The organism is Rossellomorea aquimaris (genome assembly GCF_003315075.1).
Taxonomy (GTDB): Bacteria; Bacillota; Bacilli; order Bacillales; family Bacillaceae_B; genus Rossellomorea; species Rossellomorea aquimaris_C.
Map to the genome: position 1 here is coordinate 345,235 of NZ_QNRJ01000001.1, position 23,587 is coordinate 368,821.

At 42.0% G+C, this 23,587-nt stretch carries 20 protein-coding genes, 1 pseudogene and 1 riboswitch; of the genes and pseudogenes, 10 read left to right on the forward strand and 11 right to left on the reverse strand.

Going from position 1 to position 23,587, the window contains the following annotated elements:
• The first annotated feature begins 162 nt into the window (after nt 1–162).
• The 10 genes and pseudogenes from DET59_RS01740 to DET59_RS01795 all read left to right on the forward strand — a co-directional run bounded on the left by DET59_RS01740 (nt 163) and on the right by DET59_RS01795 (nt 12,526).
• Nucleotides 163–1,140 (forward strand): ABC transporter ATP-binding protein, encoded by a 978-nt coding sequence (locus DET59_RS01740; RefSeq protein WP_113967868.1) that lies wholly within the window; start codon nt 163–165, stop codon nt 1,138–1,140.
• A complete protein-coding gene (locus DET59_RS01745) occupies nt 1,137–1,793 on the forward strand; it encodes an ABC transporter permease (RefSeq protein WP_258549533.1) in 657 nt (218 codons plus the stop codon). Before DET59_RS01740 ends, DET59_RS01745 begins: the two co-directional genes overlap by 4 nt.
• Before the next feature lie 23 nt (nt 1,794–1,816).
• A complete protein-coding gene (locus tag DET59_RS01750; RefSeq protein WP_113967869.1) occupies nt 1,817–2,716 on the forward strand; it encodes an ABC transporter substrate-binding protein in 900 nt (299 codons plus the stop codon).
• A gap of 186 nt (nt 2,717–2,902) precedes the next feature.
• Complete coding sequence (locus DET59_RS01755; protein ID WP_113967870.1) at nt 2,903–3,310, forward strand: CoA-binding protein; 408 nt, start codon at nt 2,903–2,905, stop codon at nt 3,308–3,310.
• 299 nt (nt 3,311–3,609) lie between these two features.
• Nucleotides 3,610–5,580: a DNA topoisomerase IV subunit B gene (gene parE / locus DET59_RS01760; RefSeq protein WP_309472423.1), complete on the forward strand. Its 1,971-nt coding sequence runs from the start codon at nt 3,610–3,612 to the stop codon at nt 5,578–5,580.
• A 3-nt stretch (nt 5,581–5,583) separates the two neighbouring features.
• On the forward strand, nt 5,584–8,022 hold the full coding sequence (gene parC / locus DET59_RS01765) for a DNA topoisomerase IV subunit A (RefSeq protein ID WP_113967872.1): 2,439 nt from the start codon (nt 5,584–5,586) through the stop codon (nt 8,020–8,022).
• A gap of 257 nt (nt 8,023–8,279) precedes the next feature.
• On the forward strand, nt 8,280–9,707 hold the full coding sequence (locus tag DET59_RS01770) for an alanine/glycine:cation symporter family protein (RefSeq protein WP_113967873.1): 1,428 nt from the start codon (nt 8,280–8,282) through the stop codon (nt 9,705–9,707).
• Nucleotides 9,708–9,854: 147 nt separating this feature from the next.
• Entirely contained in the window at nt 9,855–10,622 is a 768-nt protein-coding gene (locus tag DET59_RS01775) for a hypothetical protein (protein WP_113967874.1), read from the forward strand.
• Between the two features lie 66 nt (nt 10,623–10,688).
• Nucleotides 10,689–11,147, forward strand: a pseudogene (locus tag DET59_RS01780) (staygreen family protein).
• A gap of 896 nt (nt 11,148–12,043) precedes the next feature.
• Nucleotides 12,044–12,526 (forward strand): ribonuclease H-like YkuK family protein, encoded by a 483-nt coding sequence (locus tag DET59_RS01795; protein WP_397540907.1) that lies wholly within the window; start codon nt 12,044–12,046, stop codon nt 12,524–12,526.
• An 807-nt stretch (nt 12,527–13,333) separates the two neighbouring features.
• Here DET59_RS01795 and DET59_RS01805 read toward each other — a convergent pair.
• The 11 genes from DET59_RS01805 to sat form a co-directional block, all read right to left on the reverse strand.
• A complete protein-coding gene (locus DET59_RS01805; protein ID WP_397540909.1) occupies nt 13,334–13,723 on the reverse strand; it encodes a cell wall hydrolase in 390 nt (129 codons plus the stop codon).
• 170 nt (nt 13,724–13,893) lie between these two features.
• The gene (locus DET59_RS01810; protein WP_113967880.1) at nt 13,894–15,456 is read right to left on the reverse strand and encodes a fatty acid--CoA ligase; all 1,563 of its coding nucleotides are present in this window, start codon (nt 15,454–15,456) and stop codon (nt 13,894–13,896) included.
• A 175-nt stretch (nt 15,457–15,631) separates the two neighbouring features.
• The gene (locus tag DET59_RS01815; RefSeq protein WP_113967881.1) at nt 15,632–16,936 is read right to left on the reverse strand and encodes a nucleobase:cation symporter-2 family protein; all 1,305 of its coding nucleotides are present in this window, start codon (nt 16,934–16,936) and stop codon (nt 15,632–15,634) included.
• A complete protein-coding gene (locus tag DET59_RS01820) occupies nt 16,936–17,523 on the reverse strand; it encodes a xanthine phosphoribosyltransferase (RefSeq protein ID WP_113967882.1) in 588 nt (195 codons plus the stop codon). Before DET59_RS01820 ends, DET59_RS01815 begins: the two co-directional genes overlap by 1 nt.
• A 122-nt stretch (nt 17,524–17,645) precedes the next feature.
• Nucleotides 17,646–17,747, reverse strand: a riboswitch (purine riboswitch).
• A gap of 118 nt (nt 17,748–17,865) precedes the next feature.
• Nucleotides 17,866–18,417 (reverse strand): precorrin-2 dehydrogenase/sirohydrochlorin ferrochelatase family protein, encoded by a 552-nt coding sequence (locus DET59_RS01825; RefSeq protein ID WP_113967883.1) that lies wholly within the window; start codon nt 18,415–18,417, stop codon nt 17,866–17,868.
• Nucleotides 18,398–19,153, reverse strand: a complete 756-nt coding sequence (locus DET59_RS01830) for a sirohydrochlorin chelatase (RefSeq protein WP_113967884.1) — start codon at nt 19,151–19,153, stop codon at nt 18,398–18,400. The genes DET59_RS01825 and DET59_RS01830 overlap by 20 nt, the downstream gene beginning before the upstream one ends.
• Complete coding sequence (cobA, locus tag DET59_RS01835; protein WP_113967885.1) at nt 19,154–19,930, reverse strand: uroporphyrinogen-III C-methyltransferase; 777 nt, start codon at nt 19,928–19,930, stop codon at nt 19,154–19,156.
• A 13-nt stretch (nt 19,931–19,943) separates the two neighbouring features.
• Nucleotides 19,944–20,168: a DUF3906 family protein gene (locus DET59_RS01840; protein ID WP_113967886.1), complete on the reverse strand. Its 225-nt coding sequence runs from the start codon at nt 20,166–20,168 to the stop codon at nt 19,944–19,946.
• Between the two features lie 13 nt (nt 20,169–20,181).
• Complete coding sequence (locus DET59_RS01845; protein ID WP_113967887.1) at nt 20,182–21,792, reverse strand: nitrite/sulfite reductase; 1,611 nt, start codon at nt 21,790–21,792, stop codon at nt 20,182–20,184.
• 13 nt (nt 21,793–21,805) lie between these two features.
• A complete protein-coding gene (cysC, locus tag DET59_RS01850; RefSeq protein WP_113967888.1) occupies nt 21,806–22,408 on the reverse strand; it encodes an adenylyl-sulfate kinase in 603 nt (200 codons plus the stop codon).
• A gap of 13 nt (nt 22,409–22,421) precedes the next feature.
• Nucleotides 22,422–23,567 (reverse strand): sulfate adenylyltransferase, encoded by a 1,146-nt coding sequence (sat, locus tag DET59_RS01855; protein ID WP_113967889.1) that lies wholly within the window; start codon nt 23,565–23,567, stop codon nt 22,422–22,424.
• Nucleotides 23,568–23,587: the final 20 nt, after the last annotated feature.

The window sequence follows — 23,587 nt, forward strand, 5'->3', positions numbered from 1 at the left end:
ATTGTCTATTGCAGCCAGGAAGTATCTTGTATGAGGAATCCACATTATTCATAAACTAAGGCCACAAAGGCAATTCCTTGGACTACATGTTTACCTTTTGTATAATGAGGGTATCCCTTCTATGTTTAGAAAAATTTCTCAGTTCATAAAGCAGGTGGAAAAATGATTGAATTTAAGAATGTCACGAAAGTCTACGAAGATGGTACAGAAGCCATAAAGGGTATTAACCTGACGATTCCAAAAGGAAAGCTTGTTGCCTTGATCGGGCCCAGCGGATGTGGGAAGACGACCACGATGAAAATGATCAATAAGCTCATTTCACCTTCCAGTGGAACGATTCTGATTAATGGTAAAGATACTTCAAAAACCGATGAAGTGGAGCTCAGGCGTAATATCGGCTATGTCATACAGCGTATCGGATTGCTTCCCCACATGACAATTGAAGAGAATATCAGTCTGATTCCACGTTTAAAAGGATGGAAGAAGGAACAATATGAAGGCCGTGTAGATGAGCTTCTATATCTTGTCGGACTTGATCCTGAAGTGTATCGTAAACGATACCCGCTTGAGCTTAGCGGAGGACAACAACAACGGGTGGGCGTCATTCGTGCCCTGGCAGCTGAACCGCCTATCATTCTAATGGATGAACCCTTCAGTGCACTTGACCCGATCAGCCGGGAGCAGCTTCAGGATGAACTGAAAAGCATTCAAAATGCGATACATAAGACGATTGTCTTTGTCACACATGATATTGACGAAGCGTTAAAGATCGCTGATGAAATTGCAGTGATGCGTGATGGAGAAATTGAACAGATCGCTACACCATCAGAGCTTCTGTCCCAACCTGCAAATGAATTCGTTCGGGCATTTATCGGTGAGGACCGCCTGAACGCTCGACAAACTCAACTGCAAGTAATCGACATGATGGAAGACAACACAAATTACGTGCACTATGAAGAATCGGAATATACTTCAATCCCTTATGACGCAACGGTCCAAGAAGCGGCAAGAGTACTACTTGAGGCTGGAAAAACCTATCTCATGGTGACTAAAGACGACCAAAAGCTAGGAAGCGTCACGGCCAGCGGGATTCTTCGTGCAGTAGCCTCAGAAGGGAAAAAGGAGGCACGCTCGGTATGAATACATTCTCACTAATGTTTATCAACACCATTTCAAATCGCTCGGATGCCATCGTAAACGGATTATTTGAGCATCTGTACCTATCATTCGTATCCATTTTTATAGCGATTGCCATCTCTTTGCCGCTGGGTATATACATATCACGAAAAAAACAAACTGCTGAATTTTACATCGGGATTACAGCCATTTTCCAAACCATCCCCAGCTTAGCACTATTTGGCTTTCTCATTCCCCTATTAGGTACAGGTAGTATCACAGCGATTATTGCCCTGACCGTGTATGCACTCTTACCGATTCTCAGGAACACGTACACGGGGATCATCGGGGTTGATGAGGGAGTCATAGAAGCGGGCAGAGGAATGGGGATGACAAACTCACAGCTTTTGTTTAAAGTGGAGCTCCCTCTCGCCCTGCCGTTCATTATGGCGGGTATCAGAACCGCAACTGTCTTAACGGTGGGGGTCGCGACGCTTGCAACCTTTGTAGGCGCGGGTGGACTGGGTGACCTCATTTACCGGGGACTATCCACTTGGAATAATGCTTTAGTTCTTGCAGGGGCCATTCCTGCCGCTTTACTTGCACTTTCTTTCGACTTTTTATTAAAGCTTCTTGAAAGAATGACAACACCTAAAGGATTAAAAGCACGTAAATAAAGCACTTTCAAAGGAGAGTAAGAATGAATAAGAAATTAAAACCAGTTATTTTATTAATAGTCCTATCCTTCATCATCGCAGGTTGCGGAAATGGAGGGGGTAAAGACACGATTACGGTTTCAGGTAAGATGTGGACAGAGCAGTTTATTTTAACACAAATGATGGCTGAACTTCTCAAAGAGAAAACAGACCTGGATGTTAAAGTGGAAGAAGGACTGGGAGAAGTATCGATTTTAACACCCGCTCTTGAAAAAGGCGACATCGACGTATATATCGAGTACACAGGAACCGGACTCGAAGCGGTGTTAAAAGAGCAAGCAAAGGAAGGGGCTTCAGCTGAAGAAATTCTATCTCAAGTCCGTAAAGGATACGAAGAAAAGTTCAATGTGACATGGTTAAAGCCACTTGGATTCGAGAATACGTATACCCTTGCTTATACTCAAAATCAGGACTTTGATGCCAAAACGTTCTCTGACCTTGTTCCCCTATCGAAGGATTTAAGCTTTGGAGCGCCGCATCAATTCTATGAGCGTGAAGGTGATGGGTACGATGCATTTGCCGAAGCCTACGGTTACGAATTCAAAGCGAAAGAAAGCTTTGACCCGAACATTATGTATGAAGCAGTGAAGAACGGAGATGTAGATATTATTCCGGCCTTTACAACCGATGGAAGAATACAACGTTACAATCTGAAAACGACTACGGACGACAAAGGATTCTTCCCACCATATGATGCCGCTCCCATCATCCGTCAAGAAGTTCTGGAAGAGCATCCTGAAGTAGAAGAAGTCCTGAATGAATTAGCAGGACAAATCTCTGAGGAAGAGATGAGTGAGATGAATGCCAAGGTGGATATGGATAAACAAGATCCTAAAGACGTAGCGCGTGAATTTCTCCTATCCAAGGGATTAATTGAAGAGTAAAATGTTAAGAAGTGTCAGAAAGGATAAAGGAGTAGTAACGTCCTTTGTCCATCTGACACTTCATTCTGTTTAGGTATATTTATAAAATTTTGATAAATTAGAGGGAAATATGGTATAAAAGAAGAATAGGACTTAAGGAACAGTTAAAGAATGAATGAAGGAACGATGAAGGAGTTGTAATCATCTATGGAAAACCCATCCCGACAAGAAATTGGAAGCATCCTTAAACAATCAAAACGCATTGCCGTGATTGGATTAAGTGACAATCCTGCACGAACATCTTATATGGTATCAAAAGCGATGCAGGATCAAGGTTATGAGATTATTCCTGTGAATCCAACCATTGACACCGCATTGGGCGTTAAAGCGGTATCTTCTCTGAAGGAGATTGAAGGACCGATTGACATTGTCAATGTATTTCGCCGCTCAGAATTTTTGCCACAGATCGCGGAGGAATTTGATGAAATCGATTCTAACGTGTTTTGGGCGCAACAAGGTGTAATGAATGAAGAGGCTTATCGCTTTTTGAAAGAACGTGGGTATACAGTCATTATGGATCGCTGTATTAAGGTTGAACATGCTTTAACCAAATAACTCTCACTCGTAACAAGCGGCTCTTACCGCTTGTTTTTTTTTCGGATGGGCTTTCCTACTTTCATTACTAAAAAAATCCGGTCCATACACAAGAAAACAGTCCGATATCAGAGCTGTTCTAGGAAAATACATTTGCGAAAATCAAATAAAACGCTACAATAAGCAATAGTGGTTTACCTCAGAAATGATCAAAACAGGTAAACGAACAAACGTTCTTGTGTTATAGTTAACATATACATAACCAATACTACCGTACAAGCACTATTTACGGTTAGAGAAGTTTTGAAAGGGGAATGTTCGTGGCCAACCAGAATAAGACCATGGATTACAATGATGATGCCATTCAAGTATTAGAAGGTTTAGAAGCCGTCCGTAAGAGACCTGGAATGTATATAGGCTCTACAGATTCAAGAGGATTGCATCATTTAGTATACGAAATTGTCGATAATTCGGTGGATGAAGCATTAGCTGGCTTCGGAAACGAGATTATTGTTACGATACATAAGGATAATAGCATCTCTGTCCAGGATAAAGGACGTGGGATGCCTACTGGAATGCATAAGCTTGGCAAGCCCACTCCTGAAGTCATTTTGACTGTGCTGCACGCAGGAGGGAAATTCGGACAAGGCGGATACAAGACCAGTGGCGGATTGCATGGTGTGGGTGCCTCAGTCGTAAATGCCCTATCTGAATGGCTTGTGGTGACGATTGAAAGAGATGGAACGAAGTATGAACAGCGTTTCACAAAAGGTGGAAAACCTGAAACCACTCTTGAGAAGATCGGAAAAACGAAAAAATCCGGAACGTGTATCCATTTCAAACCTGATACGGAGATCTTCAGTAATATCATCTATAATTATGAAACGATTTGTGAGCGTTTAAGGGAATCTGCATTCCTTCTTAAAGGATTAAAAATTGAAATCATTGATGAGCGTCATGATCAGAAGGAAGTCTTTCACTTCGAGAGCGGGATCCAGGCCTTTGTTCAATACTTAAACGAAGAAAAAGACGTGCTTCATAACGTAGCTTTCTTTGAAGGAGAAAATCATACGATCGAAGTGGAGTTCGCCTTTCAATTTAATGACGGGTTCTCTGAAAACATACTGTCATTTGTAAACAATGTTCGTACAAAAGACGGAGGTACCCACGAAGCCGGAGCAAAGACAGCCATGACCCGTGTCTTTAATGAGTACGCCCGAAAAGTTGGGATTCTGAAAGATCGGGACAAAAATCTTGAAGGGACCGACATTCGTGAAGGACTTGCCAGTATCGTTTCTGTGCGTATACCAGAACATCTCCTTCAATTTGAGGGGCAGACGAAAGGAAAGCTTGGTACGAGTGAAGCACGTTCAGCTGTGGATGCAGTTGTTTCGGAGCACCTTCTATATTTCTTAGAAGAAAATCCCGATACAAGCTCCCTTCTTATTAAAAAATCCATTAAAGCCGCCCAAGCCCGGGAAGCAGCACGTAAGGCAAGGGAAGATGCGCGAAACGGAAAGAAACGAAAGCGATCTGAAACCGTTCTATCTGGTAAATTAACACCTGCTCAATCGAGAAATCCTCAGCGTAACGAGCTCTATCTCGTGGAGGGGGATTCTGCGGGAGGTTCTGCAAAACAAGGTCGTGATCGTAAATTCCAAGCGATTCTTCCACTTCGGGGGAAAGTCATCAATACGGAAAAAGCCAAGCTTCAGGACATCTTCAAAAATGAAGAAATCAATACGATCATTCATGCGATTGGCGGCGGCGTCGGTCCTGAATTCAACGTCGGCGACATCAATTATGACAAAATTGTCATCATGACCGATGCCGATACGGATGGAGCCCATATACAGGTTCTGCTATTAACCTTCTTCTATCGCTACATGAAACCATTATTAGAAGCAGGGAAAGTTTATATTGCACTTCCTCCTCTCTACAAAGTAAGCAAAGGGGCAGGAAAGAAACAAAAGCTTGAATACGCATGGACGGATGAAGAGCTTCAAGGAGCCATTTCTAAAGTGGGTAAAGGCTATATGATCCAGCGCTATAAAGGTCTTGGAGAAATGAACGCCGATCAGCTGTGGGAAACGACGATGGATCCTGAAACACGTGCACTGATCCGTGTACGAATTGATGATGCAGCCCGGGCTGAGCGTCGCGTAACGACTCTTATGGGAGATAAAGTAGAGCCGCGCCGTAAATGGATTGAAAGCAATGTAGCTTTTGGGTTAGAAGAAGAAGGAAGTATTCTTGAAAATGAAAACATTACGGTCGCAGAGGAGGGGTAATACATGACAACTGTAGAAAGATATCAAGACTTACCTCTGGAAGAGGTACTTGGCGACCGATTTGGACGTTATAGTAAATACATTATCCAAGAGCGTGCATTACCTGATGCACGTGACGGGTTAAAGCCCGTACAAAGACGTATCCTTTACGCCATGTACGTGGATGGCAACACCCAGGAAAAAGGGTTCCGGAAATCAGCGAAAACCGTTGGTAATGTTATCGGTAACTATCATCCACATGGTGATACATCTGTGTATGACGCCATGGTGCGTATGAGTCAAACGTGGAAAGTGCGTAAATATTTAGTCGAGATGCACGGAAATAACGGAAGCATCGACGGAGATCCGCCTGCTGCCATGCGTTATACAGAAGCTCGTCTTTCTGCCATCTCCATGGAGCTCTTGCGTGATATCGATAAAAAAACCGTGGACTTTATCCCGAATTTTGATGATACATCCAGTGAACCAACTGTTTTGCCTTCACGTTTTCCGAACCTTTTAGTCAACGGATCCACTGGTATCTCAGCAGGATATGCAACTGACATTCCACCTCATCACCTTGATGAAGTCATTGATGCGACAATCATGCGTATGGAAAAGCCACAAAGCACGGTGGATGAATTAATGACGGTCATAAAAGGACCTGATTTCCCAACAGGTGGCATCATTCAAGGGGTAGACGGCATCAAAAAAGCCTACGAAACCGGAAAAGGAAAAGTGGTTGTTCGTGGAAAAGCAGATATTGAAAACATCCGCGGAAGCAAACAGCAGATCGTCATAACGGAAATTCCTTATGAGGTAAACAAAGCGAATCTCGTCAAGAAAATGGATGAATTCCGTGTAGATCGCAAAGTGGAAGGAATTGCAGAAGTTCGTGATGAAACAGACCGCGATGGAATGCGCATTGTCATTGAGTTAAAGAAAGATGCAGATGCTACTGGCGTCTTACACTACCTCTATAAAAACAGTGATCTTCAAATCGCCTATAACTTTAATATGGTTGCGATACATAACCGTCGTCCTAAACTAATGGGACTGTGTGAACTATTGGATGCTTATATTCACCATCAAAAAGAAGTAGTGACAAACCGTACCAGACATGATCTAAATAAGGCGAAGGATCGCCAGCATATTGTCGAAGGTTTAATGAAAGCTCTGTCAATATTAGATCAAGTGATAGCAACGATTCGTGCTTCGAAAGACAAACGTGATGCGAAGGATAATTTAATTCAGCAATTTCAATTTACTGAAGCACAGTCAGAAGCAATCGTCAGCCTTCAACTATACCGCTTAACGAATACAGACATTACCGCACTGCAGGCAGAAGCTGAAGAATTAGCGAAAACGATTGCTGAGTTAACGGCTATCCTGGAAAGTGAAAACAAACTTTACAGTGTAATCAAAAAAGAATTAAAAGGCATCAAAAAGCAGTTCTCTGATGCTCGCCGCACTAAAATTGAGGATGAGATTGAAGAAATTAAAATCAACCTTGAAGTACTGATCGCCAGTGAGGATGTCATGGTTACCGTTACCCGTGATGGTTACATGAAACGAACAAGTCTACGTTCGTATTCTGCTTCAAACGGGCAGGATCTCGCCATGAAAGAAACAGACAGGCTCCTTGGTCAGTATGAGATGAATACGACTGATGTACTGTTAGTCTTTACGAATAAAGGGAATTACATTTATTGCCCTGTACATGAACTTCCGGATATTCGCTGGAAAGACCTTGGTCAGCACGTTGGGAACATCGTGCCGATTGATCGCGATGAACAGGTTCTAAAAGCGATACCGATTAGAGAATTTGATCCATCCCACTATTTATTATTTGTAACGAAGAATGGAATGATCAAGAGATCTGAGCTTCCCCAGTACAAAGCACAGCGCTACTCCCGTCCTCTTGTAGGTATTAATTTAAAAGGAGACGATCAGCTGGTAGATGTACACTTAACCGATGGTTCCTATGATATTTTCATCGCTACACATCTAAGCTATGGTCTTTGGTTTTCCGAGGAAGACGTGAACATCGTCGGACCACGGGCAGCTGGTGTAAAAGGGATTAACCTTAAAGATGAAGATTATGTTGTGTCTGGTAAGATCATTAAAGACCCGGTGAAGGACTATATTTTCTTAGCAACCCAGCGAGGGGCAGTAAAGAAAATGAAATTAGCCGAATTTGAAAAGACATCCCGTGCCAAACGTGGAGTCATCATGCTGCGGGAATTGAAATCAAACCCACATCGTGTGGTAAGAATAGAAGTGGTTAAAGATACAGATAAGGTAGGCCTGATCACGAAAAAGGGAAAAACAGAAGAAGTGCTCCTTTCAGATCTTAGACCAAATGACCGTTACTCGAATGGATCATTTGTGATTGATGAAGGGGTTAGCGGATCTGTTTGTGAAACGTGGGCAGAATCACTACTATCTGGAACAAAAGAATAGCAACTCCAGAGAAACGATCAGAAACATTTCTGGTCGTTTTTTATTTACGGAAGACGAATAATATATGTATATTCATTCAATATTGTTGTACAATACCCGTGAAAAATTGTACAACAATTAATATTCTTTCAAAAAGATGAATTTATCAGTTGAATAGGCATTTATTTTTTGATAGATTAAGAAAGTGTCTGAATGGGTATACAAACATAGATTCATACATTATTTGTCATAAATACAAACATCTAGGGGGAACAATTATGGATATATTCACAAGTATAATAGGCAGCTTGAATGATTTTATGTGGTCATACATACTGATTGTGGCGCTTATCGGTCTTGGTTTATACTTCTCATTACGAACTAAATTCGCACAATTCCGTTACTTAGGAGAAATGGGAAGATTATTAACAGATAAAACCACGATTTCAGCAGAAGGAAAACGAGGCATTTCTTCCTTCCAGGCTTTCACGATCAGTACCGCATCCCGTGTCGGTACAGGTAACCTGGCTGGGGTTGCAACAGCGATTGCCGGCGGTGGACCGGGAGCTGTATTCTGGATGTGGCTGATTGCCCTTCTAGGAGGAGCGACAAGCTTCGTGGAGAGTACACTTGCTCAAATCTATAAAGTGAAAGATGGAAAAGACGGCTACCGAGGTGGCCCTGCTTACTATATGGAAAAGGGATTGAATGCCCGTTGGATGGGAATCCTGTTTGCCGTTATCATTACATTCTGTTTCGGTCTTGTATTTAACTCGGTCCAATCCAATACGATTTCTCTTGCCATGGAAGAAGCGTATTCATTTGATCGTATGACAGTAGGAATCATTCTAGCGGTTCTAACAGCACTTGTTATTTTCGGTGGGGTAAAAAGAATCGCCAGTGTAACTCAAATTGTCGTTCCAGTAATGGCCGTTCTTTATTTGATTTTAGCCTTCTTTATTCTTATTACGAACATTACCATGCTGCCAAATATGTTTGTGATCATTTTTGAAAATGCATTTGGTATTCGTGAAGTGGCAAGTGGCGGAGTAGGGGCAGCCATCATGATGGGTATCAAACGCGGTTTATTCTCAAATGAAGCCGGGATGGGTAGTGCGCCTAACGCAGCGGCATCTGCGGGTGTCACCCACCCTGTTAAACAAGGGCTTATTCAAACTCTTGGTGTGTTCACTGATACACTGCTTATCTGTACAGCAACAGCCTTCATGATCATCCTGTCTGACCAATACACCACAGGGATCGATGGCATCCAGCTGACGCAGGCAGCCTTAAGTTTCCATGTAGGGGAATGGGCAGATACATTTGTTGCTGTCGCTATATTCTTATTCGCCTTCAGTTCAATTATCGGAAACTACTACTACGGGGAAACTAATATCGAGTTTATCAAATACAGCCCGATCACTCTATTCATCTACCGAATGGCCGTTATCGGCATGGTGATTTTCGGAGCGGTTGTCAAACTGGATATTGTGTGGAGCCTGGCAGATTTATTTATGGGTCTAATGGCAATCATCAACTTAATCGCCATCACGTTATTAGCTAAGATCGCGATATCTGCACTAAAAGATTACCGAGAACAAAAGAGACAAGGTAAGGATCCTGTTTTCTACTCCAACTCTATTAAAGGGTTAAAAGGAATTGAGAGCTGGGAAGCAAAACCTGAGACGACAACAGAACAAAAATAATAGGAATGGACCAACCTTTTTATCGGTTGGTCTTTTTTGACTTGTTTGATGCTAAGAAAGATAAAAAGAGAAACGATAATCATTACATAGATTTTCCTTCTTTGGTGAAAATAAAAGGGAATCATTTTCTATCGAGGAGAGAGAATCATGAGAAAAGAATTACTATTTGCTTTCGGTGCTTTCTTTGTTATGTCCCTCCATGCCATTGCAGGAAACTTTTCCAGTGAACCACTGGAAAAACAGCCTGTGAATGAAATGACTGTCCATGTGTATAAAAAAGATGTAACCGGCGATGGTAAAAAGGATAAGATTACGCTTAAGGCCGTTCCATTTTCTCCTGATGCCCTATTTCTGAAACAAATTTGGGCGGATATTAAAACGTCTGAAGGCAGTGAGATTCGAATTGATTATGAAGGTGGCTATGAGCCGAAAATCCAATTTGTTGATTTAAATCATGATGGAATAAAGGATATGCTGTACTCATCAGCTACAGGAGGAAGCGGTGGACTCTATAATGTAGCGCTCCATACGTTAGCAGATAATAAACTGGTTGATATTGGATTACCTGAGCCCTTAACGATTCAAGCTCAGTTTGAAGATGACTACCAAGCTTCTATTTCATTTGTAGATACAAATCAATCCTACACAGTCGATTTACGTGACCGAAAAGAAGACTATGATCGATTGGGTATATACACCGAAGGAACCTTAAATGAACCTATGGAATTAATGGTTTTACCGTATGCATTTTTTGAGCCAACGAAAATCATCGGCAAACCTGGTAAGGGATTAAAAGGTTATCAGCAAATAAGCGGTGCCTATAAGGCGGATGGAATCGGAACGGCCACGTCTTATTGGTATTACGAAAATGATCAATGGAACCTGATGAAGATCAAGTGGAAAGCAAATAAGTAGCGGAACCGTTTCTAGGCTTTTATCATAATCTGTTGTAAGCCCATTTTTTGTAAAGGAGGCTTGCACATGAGTGAATTTAAGCCTGAAAAGCTAACGGTCACGTATTTACCACCAGCATCAATCTTCAATCCCGTTGATAATCGAAAATACACATTAACTCATTCTGATACGACGGGTGAACTATTTTTGAGTATTGGTTGTCACTTTGATTTGGAGAAGATCAATCCCTCCATGAGGGATTAAGTGTTGGGAGAATGGAGAAGAGACCTTGGTCAATACACTCTTGCAGGAACCGTGTATGTGAGTGGGGGAGAATTTGATCAACAGCTTTCCAACGTACGGTTTATGATTTTCAAAAAGGAGCTGCCATTGGCATTAGCAGCAATGGTGAACGGTGATAAAGGATTCTTCACGTACTATCCCTGGCTTTTGGATGCACCCATCATCGTCTGCTTTGAATCTGTATTCCCGGAATATCAGCAAACGCTTTATTTCGGGACACCAAGACAATATTTGTTGAAATAGTGCTTAGGCATAAAGAGGTAGAATCTGAACTCTTTGTGCCTTTTCTTTATGTATCCTGAAGTCATTGATAAAGGAGAGAGGTAGTGATAGGTATGATTAGATCGGGGTTAAGTAAGTTGGATTGAATAATTTAGTAAAGTAGAAAAAAGACGGCGGACAAAAAGACTCATCAGGGAATGTTATGTAAACTAATAAACAACTATGAACGCAGCAGCTAACAATTGGCATGAGAAGATAATTATAAGAATTAAGGAACCAAACTGTGTTAAAATCAACGAAATAAATTATCAGATAATAAGATGGAAAATCCGTAAAGATCTACAAATCCAGATATCAAATTTGATATCTGGATTCACAAAAATAAAGATGCATGACCAGACTGAATGGATCATGAGTAAATTAAATTTTAGGATCGGATTAATAAACCTAAAAAAATCAATAGGGTTAACCAAATTTAAGTGTTGATGTAAAGTGTCTCATTTTTTTCTTCTGTCTCATTGTTAACAGTATACTTGTGATACGAGACCGGGATCGATTATTTTATTCAGGTACCGATAATAAATATTATGTTAACTGTAAGCTAGAAACGATCGTTGAGTATACGATCCCTTTATCCTCCCTTCACCTCTGATACCGTGCGACACAGATTCGGTTCTTCTTTGTCTTTTAGTTCATAAAGGCGTTTCAACTTCATTCCCTCGATATTGTTGAAACGGTAAATGCCTCCGGACAAAAACAAATTCACCTGCATATTTTCCTCACACGATAATAAATTCTTATCATAGGATATGGATAAGATCTCTCCATTCACAAATTGGTTAAGAAAGCTGTGATTTGACAAGATGAAAAACTGTAATGATGATTACTTCTCATTTCAAAATCTACAGGAAATTGGAATGTCATTTGACAAGGTCTTTGAACATATTTTGAAGTTCATGCGATCGCAGCCAAATGGTCACTATCGATTAATGGTAGGGACTGATTCACAAGTTCATCAATCACATACCACCTTCATAACAGGAATTGTGATATTAAATGAAGGAAATGGTGTGTGGGCATGCATAAGAAAAGTGTTAATCCCTAGGAGAATGCTGCAATTGCATGAGCGGATTTCTTATGAATTGTCTTTATCCGAGGAAATTGTTTCGTTATTTACTAAGGAAAGAAAAAATCAGTTAATTGATATAATCCTTCCATATCTTTATGAAGGAGCTACATTTTCAATGGAGGGACATATTGATATCGGGGCTGGAAAACAGAATAAAACAAGCAAGTTTGTTAAGGAAATGGTCACTAGGATGGAAGCAATGGGTGTGGAACCGAAAATTAAACCTGATGCCTTCGTCGCTTCCAGTTATGCCAACCGTTACACAAAATAAAAGACATACTATTACATTTGAGTTAGGTGATGCCCCTTCTCTCTTCTCCCTATATTCCTCCATGAAATCATCCAATACCAATACGTTCTTTTGCTCCTTGGAGTACATCCTTACATATCCCTCCAAAACTTCAGTAAACAAAAGAATATCTGCTCTCACCTTATCTGATTAAAACACATAGAAATTAGGACTTCTGCCCAAGCACAGTGGACAAAGTTGCATAGTATATAGTAAGTCGAGGTCTACCTTGAAAATTTTATAGAAGTTAGGGGGATTTATAATGTGGTTCCCATTTTTCAATCAGTGTGATAGAAACAGAAGAGATGATTTTCCTAGTTGCCGTTTTTGGGACAACTTAATGTTCATCCACTGTTCATGCAATGATGACTATGACGTTTGCGACAAGCCAAGAAGAGAATTCGAAGAACAAGAAGTGAGATGTTTTAAAATAAAGGACAAACATGACTGTAAATGTCATAAAAAAGATCACCACCGCGATTGCGGATGTAAAAAACATGAACATCATTGTGAATGCCATAAAAAGAATCATCACCATAAATGTAATTGCCCTAAATGTAACCGCAATTTCTAAATGAAAACCTCTATTCCACTGATAGTTTTATCTGATAAAGAGGTAACTCTCTATGAGCATGGGGCTCCCCATGCTCAATTTTTTTTACGAAGTATTAGTTATATATTTTTAAGTTAACGATTTGCACTATCTTTGTTTTTCTCGATTTTACGTGCATTTACGCACCAACTTGCATTATTCCGCTAAAAAGAACAAATGTTCCCTCCGGACTCTTCCTATCCTTGCAAACCGGACTGAAAGACAGTTGGACAATCCGTACGGGTAGGCTGATAAAAGCAATGACTTTTAAATCGGCCTGAATTTGCTTGATTATACCATTGACTTGGACAATTACCCGGTGGCTTGAAAAACCACATGCTAAAACTTGCAGGATGTATTCGTCGACCATTTATAACTTTTCTGGCCATGTCAAGTTCGTTACTTCTTGCCCTTTGATAAAAGTATCCTTTTTGCGTGGCTTCGAATCCCCCAGGGCTTTGGTAAACCATTTGTTTAATGCTTCTGATATTCTTAAAATCCAAACAATCACCCAATACCCGATTTACACCTACATTCCCGACCATCATCATCCCTTGATTTCCTTCACCTTCAGCTTCTGCTCTCATTAACCTGGCAAGTAGTTTAACTTCCTCTTCATTATGCTTTATTAACGGCACTGTATCACCCTCCCTCATATCCTCATATCAAATATATGGGCAATCGGACTGTCCTATACTCGGTGCCCAATAGACTTCATTAGAAAATGTAAAGAAGGTCCCGCTAAAGGACCTTCGCTTTATCGTGTATTTTCTTTCCGGACAAGATTATCTCTAAGTAAAAACTTTTGAATCTTACCACTTGCATTCCGAGGAAGTTCTTCTACGAAAATATATTCTCGGGGTCGCTTATAATCCGCCAACAAATCCCCATTTTTCAAAAAGAGATCGAGATCTTGCGTAGACAATGAAGGATTTTTGGAAACAACAACGGCAATCACCTGTTCTCCCCATTTTTCATGAGGCTGGCCGAGGACGGCAACATCTACAACATCTTCATGGGCGTGCAGTGCATCTTCGACCTCACGGGGATACACATTTTCTCCCCCCGATATCACCATATCATCCACCCGATCAGCGACGTACAGATACCCATCTTCATCCATATAACCCAGATCACTGGAATGGTACCAGCCTTTATATAATGCTCTTTCCGTCGCTTCCTTACGGTTGAAATATTCAAGCATTGTACAGGAACCGCGAACAATGATTTCCCCGACTTCACCAGGCTTGCAAAGATCATCCGGTTCAGAAGGACCATTTTCATTCGGTTTGACTACCCGTATTTCATGATTATAGGCGGCCCTACCTGCCGATCCTGTCTTGGTTAGCTGCTCATCCTGAAGGAGGAAGGTAACTGCCGGACCCATCTCGGTCTGACCATAGGCTTGTATCAAGTCAATCTTCATTTTCTCATGGAGTGCCCTCACAAGAACCGGGGCCATTGGGGCGGCCCCGTAAAGACCGATCCGTAAAGAAGAAGTATCATAATCTTCTACCCCGTGTTGCAGAAGCATGTTCCACATCGTTGGCGCAGCGAAAAAGGAACTGACCTTTTCCCGCTCAATCACTTCTAATACGGTTTGCGGTTGAAACTGATGAACGATAATATTCTTCGCTCCAGCTTGAACACGGGGAAGGAAGCAGCAATGAAGCTCTGCGCAATGAAACATAGGCGCTGTAACAAGTCCGATATCATTTGGTGTCAAACCCATAACAGACGTACAAATCAAGCTTTGCTCAGCCATATCCCTATGCCTGTGCAGCACACCCTTTGGCCTCCCGGTAGTCCCGCTCGTGTACATAATCGCATATGGGTCCGTTTCTTCTACAGGGATGTTTATTAAGTCATTCGAACATGGATTCACAACATTTTTATAGCTATGAGAAAAGGTAGGGGCATCTTCTCCAACATACCAAAAAAGGGTCTGTGGAAAGTCTTGTGAAATCTGCTGAATCGGAAGGGTGAGGGCTTCCTCAAATATCAATACCTTTGGTTTGGCATCTTCTAAAATGTAGTGTATTTCTTGAGCCTTTAACCGAAAATTAATTGGGTTAATCACCGCACCGATCTTTCCACACGCAAAGTACAAAGTTGCTAACTCCAGTGTATTGAATAGATAAGTCGAAACCCGATCTCCCTTTTTCACACCTGCCTTTAGCAACGCATTGGCTGCACGATGAACTTCATCCTGCCACTGTGCAAAAGTTAACCGATTACCTGTTTTCTCTTCTACAATCGCCTCCTTATTCCGAAATTTTTCTACCGTTTGATCAAAAATGGATCCTGTCGTTGCGTACATATTTCTCCCCCTTTAATTTAAGGTAAATCCCAATATTGCAACATTCCCTAATCAATTATGTTCGAGACCGTTGTATGTATACCCTTCTTTACTATCTGATAATTCAGAAATATATTCACAAAGAAAAACGTCACCTTCCAATCGTGCAAAGGTGACGTTCTTTCTACAACAATGATTACGAAGCTTTCTGCTCATTCAACACAACATTGAGCTTTCGTTTAGAAAACACGTTAAAAAACAAATTCAGTCCAATGGCTGTCATACTTCCAGCAACAATCCCGTTATCCGTCAAGATTCGGATGCTGGATGGCATTTGAGCAAATAATTCCGGAACAGCGGTTACACCTAATCCCATTCCTACTGAACAGGCAATGATCAATAGATTTTCTTGAGATGCAAAATTCACATGACTAAGCATCTTAATCCCATACGCTACGACCATCCCGAACATGGCCACCATCGCCCCGCCCAATACTGAAGCAGGAATCACTGTCGTTAAAGCACCGATCTTTGGTACCAATCCAAGGATCACGAGAAATGCTCCTGTTGCATAAATCACACTGTTGCGCTTCACGCCTGAAAGCTGGACCAAGCCTACGTTTTGTGAATAAGCAGTGTAGGGGAATGCATTGAATAATCCACCCAGTAAGATTGCCAGCCCTTCTGCACGGTAGCCCTTTGATAAATCCTCTTCTGAAACCTCATTATCGGTGATATCAGCCAGAGCAAAATAAACTCCTGTAGATTCTACCAAACTCACCATGGCTACTAATATCATGGTGAGGATTGCCGTTATTTCAAACGTCGGCATGCCAAAGTAAAAGGGTTTTGCCATATGAAACCAGGAGGCATCCCCAACAGCACTAAAATCTACTTTTCCCAAAACAAATGCGACGGCTGTTCCTGCCATCAATCCCAGTAAAATGGAGACAGAGCGAACAAAACCGGTGAAAAATTTATAGAGGACTAAAATAAAGAACAACGTTCCAAAAGCAAGAGACAAATTTTCCAATGAACCGAAATCAGCACTCCCTTGTCCACCTGCCATATTATTCATGGCTACTGGAATCAAGGTAATCCCTATGATCGTTACTACAGAGCCAGTCACTACAGGAGGGAAGAAACGAACCAGTTTCCCAAAGTACTTACTGATTACAACAACGAATAACCCTGAAACCAGTATCGAACCGTAGATCGCCGAAATTCCATACTGCCCGCCAATCGCAATCATGGGCCCTACAGCCGTAAACGTACATCCGAGTACGACCGGAAGTCCTATCCCAAAGAAACGATTCTTCCATACTTGCAATAAGGTGGCGATTCCGCACATGAAGATATCAATGGAAACCAGATAAGTGAGCTCTTCTCCCGTTAATCCTAATGCTCCTCCTACGATCAGTGGAACGATGACCGCTCCCGCATACATCGCGAGAACGTGCTGAATACCGAGTGACGCCAGTTTAATTGGCTGATTTTTCATTATACCCGCGCCTCCTCTTGCTTGAATGTCACTTTCCCGTTTTCAAGGGATTGGATTTCCGCTAATGATTCAACTCTGTATCCCGTTTCACGAACGAGCTTTCCTCCGTCTTGGAAGGACTTTTCTATGACGATCCCGATGCCGGCAACATGGGCGCCTGCTTGCTTAACTAAATCGATTAATCCCAGGGCAGCCTGTCCATTTGCTAAAAAGTCGTCAACCAATAGGACACGGTCATTTTCTCCTATGTATTTACTGGAAATCGAGATTGTGTTTTCTTCCTGCTTCGTGTAGGAGTAAACCGTTGATGTAAGAACCCCTTCTGAAAGGGTTAACGATTTACGCTTACGTGCAAATACAAGTGGAACATTCAATTGAAGAGCAGCCATCACGCCAGGAGCGATTCCGGACGACTCAATGGTTAACACCTTTGTAATTCCCAGATCTTTAAAGCGGCGTTCGAATTCTTTCCCGATCTCCACCATCAATTCCGGGTCCACTTGATGATTCAGGAACGAATCTACCTTTAATACAGTATCTGAAAGGACGACACCTTCATCTTCAATTTTGTTTCTTAATAAATTCATAATCAAAACGCTCCTTTACAGTAATAGAACCTGGAAGTCTACAAAAAAACCCAAAGGCTATTGTCCTCTGGCTAGAGTGAGACAATGACCTTTGGGTTAGGCAAAGAGCGTCCGTATAAACGGACAATCCATTGCTCACTCATAGTCGGATCATTTACGGTAATCCGGTAGAAACTCGCGAGCCATATCCCCGCTATTATATGAGTGAAAACAAATATTGATTTGATATTGGATAGTATAACGGGAACTCATCCGTTTGTAAAGATTCATTTCTTAACAATATGTACATTTTTCACAAAAATGTTCGTATAATGAGCAAACGGGCATAAAGGTACATCCCCTTTACACCCGTTCAGAAAGTTCCTGTAATAGCTTCCTTTTCTCCCCTTCAGAGTAGTCTGATGCCTTGATTTCTCTTCTCTTAGAGGCAATGAAAGCAAGCTTTTCTATATAGCTATCATCAAATCGTTGGAAGATTTGATTGGTAAGTTTTTTAGCTAAGAATGGACTTGCTCCGCCGGTTGAAACGGCAATCGTTAAATTCCCTTTCTGTCTAAAGGAGACCATCTGCATATTTCCGCAATCCCCATCATCCACCACGCATAAAAGTTGATTTTCTTCAGAGTGAATTTTTACCTGTTCATTCACCCATCGTTCATTCGTGGCAGCGATGACGATAAAAGCATCTCGTAAATCATCAGGTTCCACTTCTCTTTTTACCCATAGAATTCTTTTTTCTTCATGTAACGCTTGAATTCCATCAACAGCGTCAGGACTGATGACTGTTATCATCGCTCCTTGCTCTAGAAATACAGAGAGCTTCCGATATGCCACTTTCCCTCCGCCTACAATCGTAACTCGTTTTCCGTTGACATCAATCATGACAGGCAGCATATGATTCTCCTCTATCACAAAGGCTTTCATTCACACGATCCAGGAATGCTTCTTCCACAAGGGGGTCATACCCTAAATAATCACCCAGAATGATATGCTCATTGTCCGTTTTGTTAATCTCTCTTTCAATTCCTTTCATGAGTAACCCGGTAAACAGCAAGTAGGGAATGAAAATGACGTTTCTCTCTGTATTCCTGACAGATTCCAAGGTCTCTGAAAAGCTTGGTGAGGCCGCTGTTAAGTAACAGGTCCTTACATCTGCTAACTTTGTCTTTCGATGCACAAGTTCGGCCAGGGCTCCTAAGTCCTTTGTAACATCGGGGTCTGAACTTCCTCTCCCTATTAATACGGCAACGGTGGAAGAGTCAATTGGAGCAGCATCGTGTATTTTCTTTATCACACTTTCAGCCATTTTATCGTGAACCCCAATAGGCTTACCATACGTTACCGTAATCCAAGGATAGGTTTGTTGACAGTTTTGAATTTCATCTGGAATGTCTTTTTTGGCATGAACCGCCGTCAAGAGGAGTAGGGGAACGACGGAAACGTGGGAAGCTCCTTTTTCCACGCATGCTTTAAACCCTTCTTCAATGGAAGGTGATGCAAGCTCAAGAAAGCTTATTTCCTGGATTTCCGCTTCCACTTGGTTCTGGCACCTTTTAATAAAATCAATGGCTTCTTCACGGGCTTTCGCAATACGACTTCCATGGCACACGTATAAGATCGCACGTGTCATTTAAAGTGCCTCGCTCATGATCGATTTCTTATCAAACCTTTCTTCAAACCATTGAATCTTCTCCCGGAAACGGACCACTTCTCCCACGATGATCATGCTTGGATTCTCAATCTTCTCTGTTTTCACAATATCGATTATCGTATCCAGTGTCCCGGTCACGGTTCTTTGCACTTCTGTTGTTCCCCAGTGGACCAGTGCCACAGGAGTTTCCTTGCACTTACCGTTTTGAATGAGCTTTTCTTTAATGTAAGGGAGATTCCCCACCCCCATATAAATGGCCAGGGTATCGATTCCTTTGGCCAGACTTTCCCACTTTTCATCTTCTTGTTGATTATTTTGTTTATGTCCCGTAACAAAGGCGACACTTGAACTGGCTTCCCGGTGTGTAACGGGAATCCCTGCGTAGGCAGCCGCTGCTATACCCGAAGTGATACCAGGGACGATTTCAAAGGGAATCCCTTTTTTTGCAAGGGCTTCCGCTTCTTCACCCCCCCTTCCAAATACGAAGGGGTCCCCTCCTTTCAATCTCACCACTACCTTGCCGCTGGCAGCATAACGAACGAGAAAATGATTGATCGTATCTTGTTTCATCGTATGATAGTTTGGCAGTTTCCCGCAGTATATCAAGTCGGCTCCTTTTTTCGCATAGGAGAGAAGCTCTTTATTCACCAGCCGGTCATATAAAATGACATCTGCTTTTTGTATGGATTTCAATGCTTTTAATGTGATTAATTCAGGATCTCCAGGACCCGCTCCAACCAAGTAAACCTTCCCCATTTATCCTGCCTCCTTAAGATTTGATGATTGTTTCCTGTTCATGCAGAACAAACCCTGCACCATTCCCACGGATTCTACGTTTCTCGTAAAGAGAGATGTCTACCACATCAGGCTTTTTCAAAAAATACTTCTCTAATTCAATTTCTACTAGATCAAAGGCTTTCTCATCTGATTCAGCCGCTACTACGACAATCGTGACGAACTCGTGAGTAGTCACTTCAAATCGATATAAGTTCATCCAGTATGCCTCCTTACGCTTCCTGAAGTAATTGATCTAACGATTCTTGAAGGGGAGCGGTACCGACCCGATTGATATAGTCAAAAAAGTCTTCTCCCGGTGCTTTTGTTTGTTTAAAATGAAGGAGCAATTGCTTGACCACCCCTGTCAGGTTGCCTGCTTCCACTTTCCCTTTTAACTTTTCATTCAGTTTTCCGCCGTCTTGAAGAGTTCCTCCGACGTATATTTCAAATGCTTCGATCATCTTCTTATCTTTTGTTCTCATTTTAATTCCTTGTAACCCGATATCGGCGATTTGTCGTTGGCCGCATGAATTCGGGCATCCTACCATGTGGATTCTGACAGGGACATCCAATGAAAGTTCCTGATCCAATTGATTGGCGATTTGTCTCATCCGTTCCTTCGTTTCCACTAAAGCGAGATTACAATATTCGATCCCTGTGCATGATACGGAATACCCGATGAAGGATAGGGGACTCGTCGAAATGCGATCAAAGATTTTCTCAGAAAGCAAAGCATCAACATGTTCATCTGGTATGTTGGGGATGATGAGATTTTGAGAATTACAGTTTCTCAGTTCTCCATTCCCGTATTTCCTGGAAATCCTCGCAAGTTCATACACTTCTTCAGAATTCAAGCGCCCAACCGGTACATTCAACCCCACATAATTGAGTCCTTCCTGTTTCTGTGGATGTACTCCGTAGAAATACCCTGCATTCCAACCTTCTACGGCATCAACTCCCGCAGGTAAAAGCTCAACATACTGTAATAGCGTTTCCTTGAATTTCTCTGGACCCCAATCTGCCATTAAAAATTTCAACCGGGCCAAATGCCTTTTTTCCCGATAACCGAAGTCACGGAAAATCGTGGTGACGGCTATCGCAACTTCCTTCACTTGGTGAGGAAGGATGAAAACATCCAACTCCTGGGCGAGGAATGGTCTGGCGGCCAATCCTCCACCGATCTTCAAATGGAAGCCGACTTCTTCTTTACCGTCAATCAGCTTTTTTGCCGGAACAAAGGAAACACAATTGATTTCAGCATTCGACGCATTCTTGATATTTGCGGAGATGGCTACTTTATATTTCCGAGGTAAATTTGAAAAATCTTCGTTGTGCTGGAAGAAATCATATACGTCTTTCACAATGCTCCTTGTATCGAAAAGTTCATCAGGGTCGATTCCTGCCAGGGGATTCCCGACGATATTACGTGTGATATCCCCACATGCACCGGCAGAAGACAATCCGACCTTCTCCAGACGATTAAAGATGTCGGGAATCTGTTCGATCTTCAACCAGTGAAATTGGATCGCCTGGCGGGTGGTGATGTCATAAACGTCTCTTCCATACTCTTTACAAATGGCAGCAAGTTCCCGTGCCTGTTCATAGGTCAGGATGCCCGACGGGACGTTCACTCTCATCATGAAATAGCCGTCTTCCTTTGGTCTTTGCAGATACAAACCTGCCCATTTAAACTTATCCCACTCTTCTTTCGGAATCGAAGAGAATCCGTTTTCCGCATAATATGGAATATCTTCAAAGATAGACAACCCGTCTTTCTCCAGTTTCCATTGTTCCGTTTTGTTCAATTTCTCATTTGACTCCCATGATTTTGAATATGCCATGCTTTTCTCCCCCTTAAATAAGCTGTTTTTGATTCAATACAGTTAGTAAGTACTCCACGCATTCTTCAATTGAATGTTTCTCTGTATCCAGTACCACTTCCGGTTTTTCAGGCGCTTCATAAGGAGCACTGATTCCCGTAAAATGAGTGATTTCCTTGTTACGTGCTTTTTTGTACAAGCCTTTCGGATCGCGCTTTTCACATTCTTCTAAAGAACAATGCACATAAACTTCGATAAATTCATCCGTCTCCACTAAATTTCGTACGAGAGCACGATCTTCCCTGTAGGGTGAAATAAAGGCTGTCAGCACAATTTGGCCGCTGTCGATGAAAAGTTTGGACACCTCGCCGATTCTCCTGATATTCTCCTTGCGATCTTCTTCCTTAAATCCCAGATCATGATTTAATCCATGACGGACATTATCACCGTCCAGAACATAGACTTGTTTTCCTTGTTCGAAAAGGGAGTGGGACAATGCATTGGCGACACTCGATTTCCCTGAAGCGGATAAACCTGTGAACCATAAAATAAAGCTTTGATGTCCATTTTTATTTCGTCTCTCCCGTTTCGTTACTGCGGTTTCATGCCATACGATGTTTTCTGTTTTTTCATTCAACCCTGTACCCTCCTTAAATCGTTTGTCCAGCTTCTTGTTTTAAACCTCTAATTAACACTTCGATCACTTCAGGGCGACTGAACGTTGAAGGGGGGACTTCCCCGTTACGGAGCATCCCTCTCACTTTTGTCCCTGATAAAATAACGTGATCGGTCTTATCATGAGGACATGTTTTCGTAGTCGCCATCCCTTCGCATCTCTCACAGTAGAAACTATGCTCGAAGCGGAGAGGGGTAATCCCTATCTCTTCTTCATCGAACTGATCAAATATTTTCTGTGCATCATAGGTACCATAATAATCACCAACACCGGCATGATCTCTCCCGACGATAAAATGCGTGCATCCATAATTTTTTCGTACCAGTGCATGGAAGATGGCTTCCCTTGGACCGGCGTACCTCATGGCAGCAGGGAAGACTCCTAAAAACACACGATCTTTAGGGTAATAGTTCTGTAATAGAACTTCATAGCTCTCCATTCTGATGCCCGCTGAGATATCATCCGCCTTTGTTTCGCCAACCAACGGATTTAAGAAGAGTGCATCCACGGTTTCCAATGCCGTTTTCTGAATATACTCATGGGCCCTGTGAACAGGATTTCTCGTTTGGAAACCGACAATCGTTTTCCATCCCTTTTCCTTAAACAACTTTCTCGTTTCACTTGGGTCAAATGTATACTCGTTGAACGGTTTGGAAAGACGTTTAATGAGGCTTATCTTCCCACCTACATACACATCTCCACGTTGGAATAGTTTCTTGACACCTGGATGATCCTCGTCGGTCGTTCCGTATACGAGAAGGGCTTCTTTCTGTTTGTCTGGTTCATAAATATCCTCGACTTCAATGAGGCCATATGTTTCTCCCTTATAAACAAGGCGGCTCTTTAAGCCTTTCTTTACGTCTCCTGCTTTTTCTTTTGCAATGGGCAGGGTAATCGGGATGCTCCACACGCTGCCGTTTCGCAAACGTAAACTTTCTACTACATGTTGATAATCGACTTCGGTCAAGAATCCATTTATAGGACTGTATGCGCCTATCCCAATGAGTTCCAAATCACTTAACGCGGTTTCGTCTAACGGGATCTCATGGAGAATATCCTCATAGGGTTCCTCTGGTAAATATGATTGAACAAGCGTTCCTCCGTGGGGCTGTAAACTCATCATTTATCCTCCTTAACATA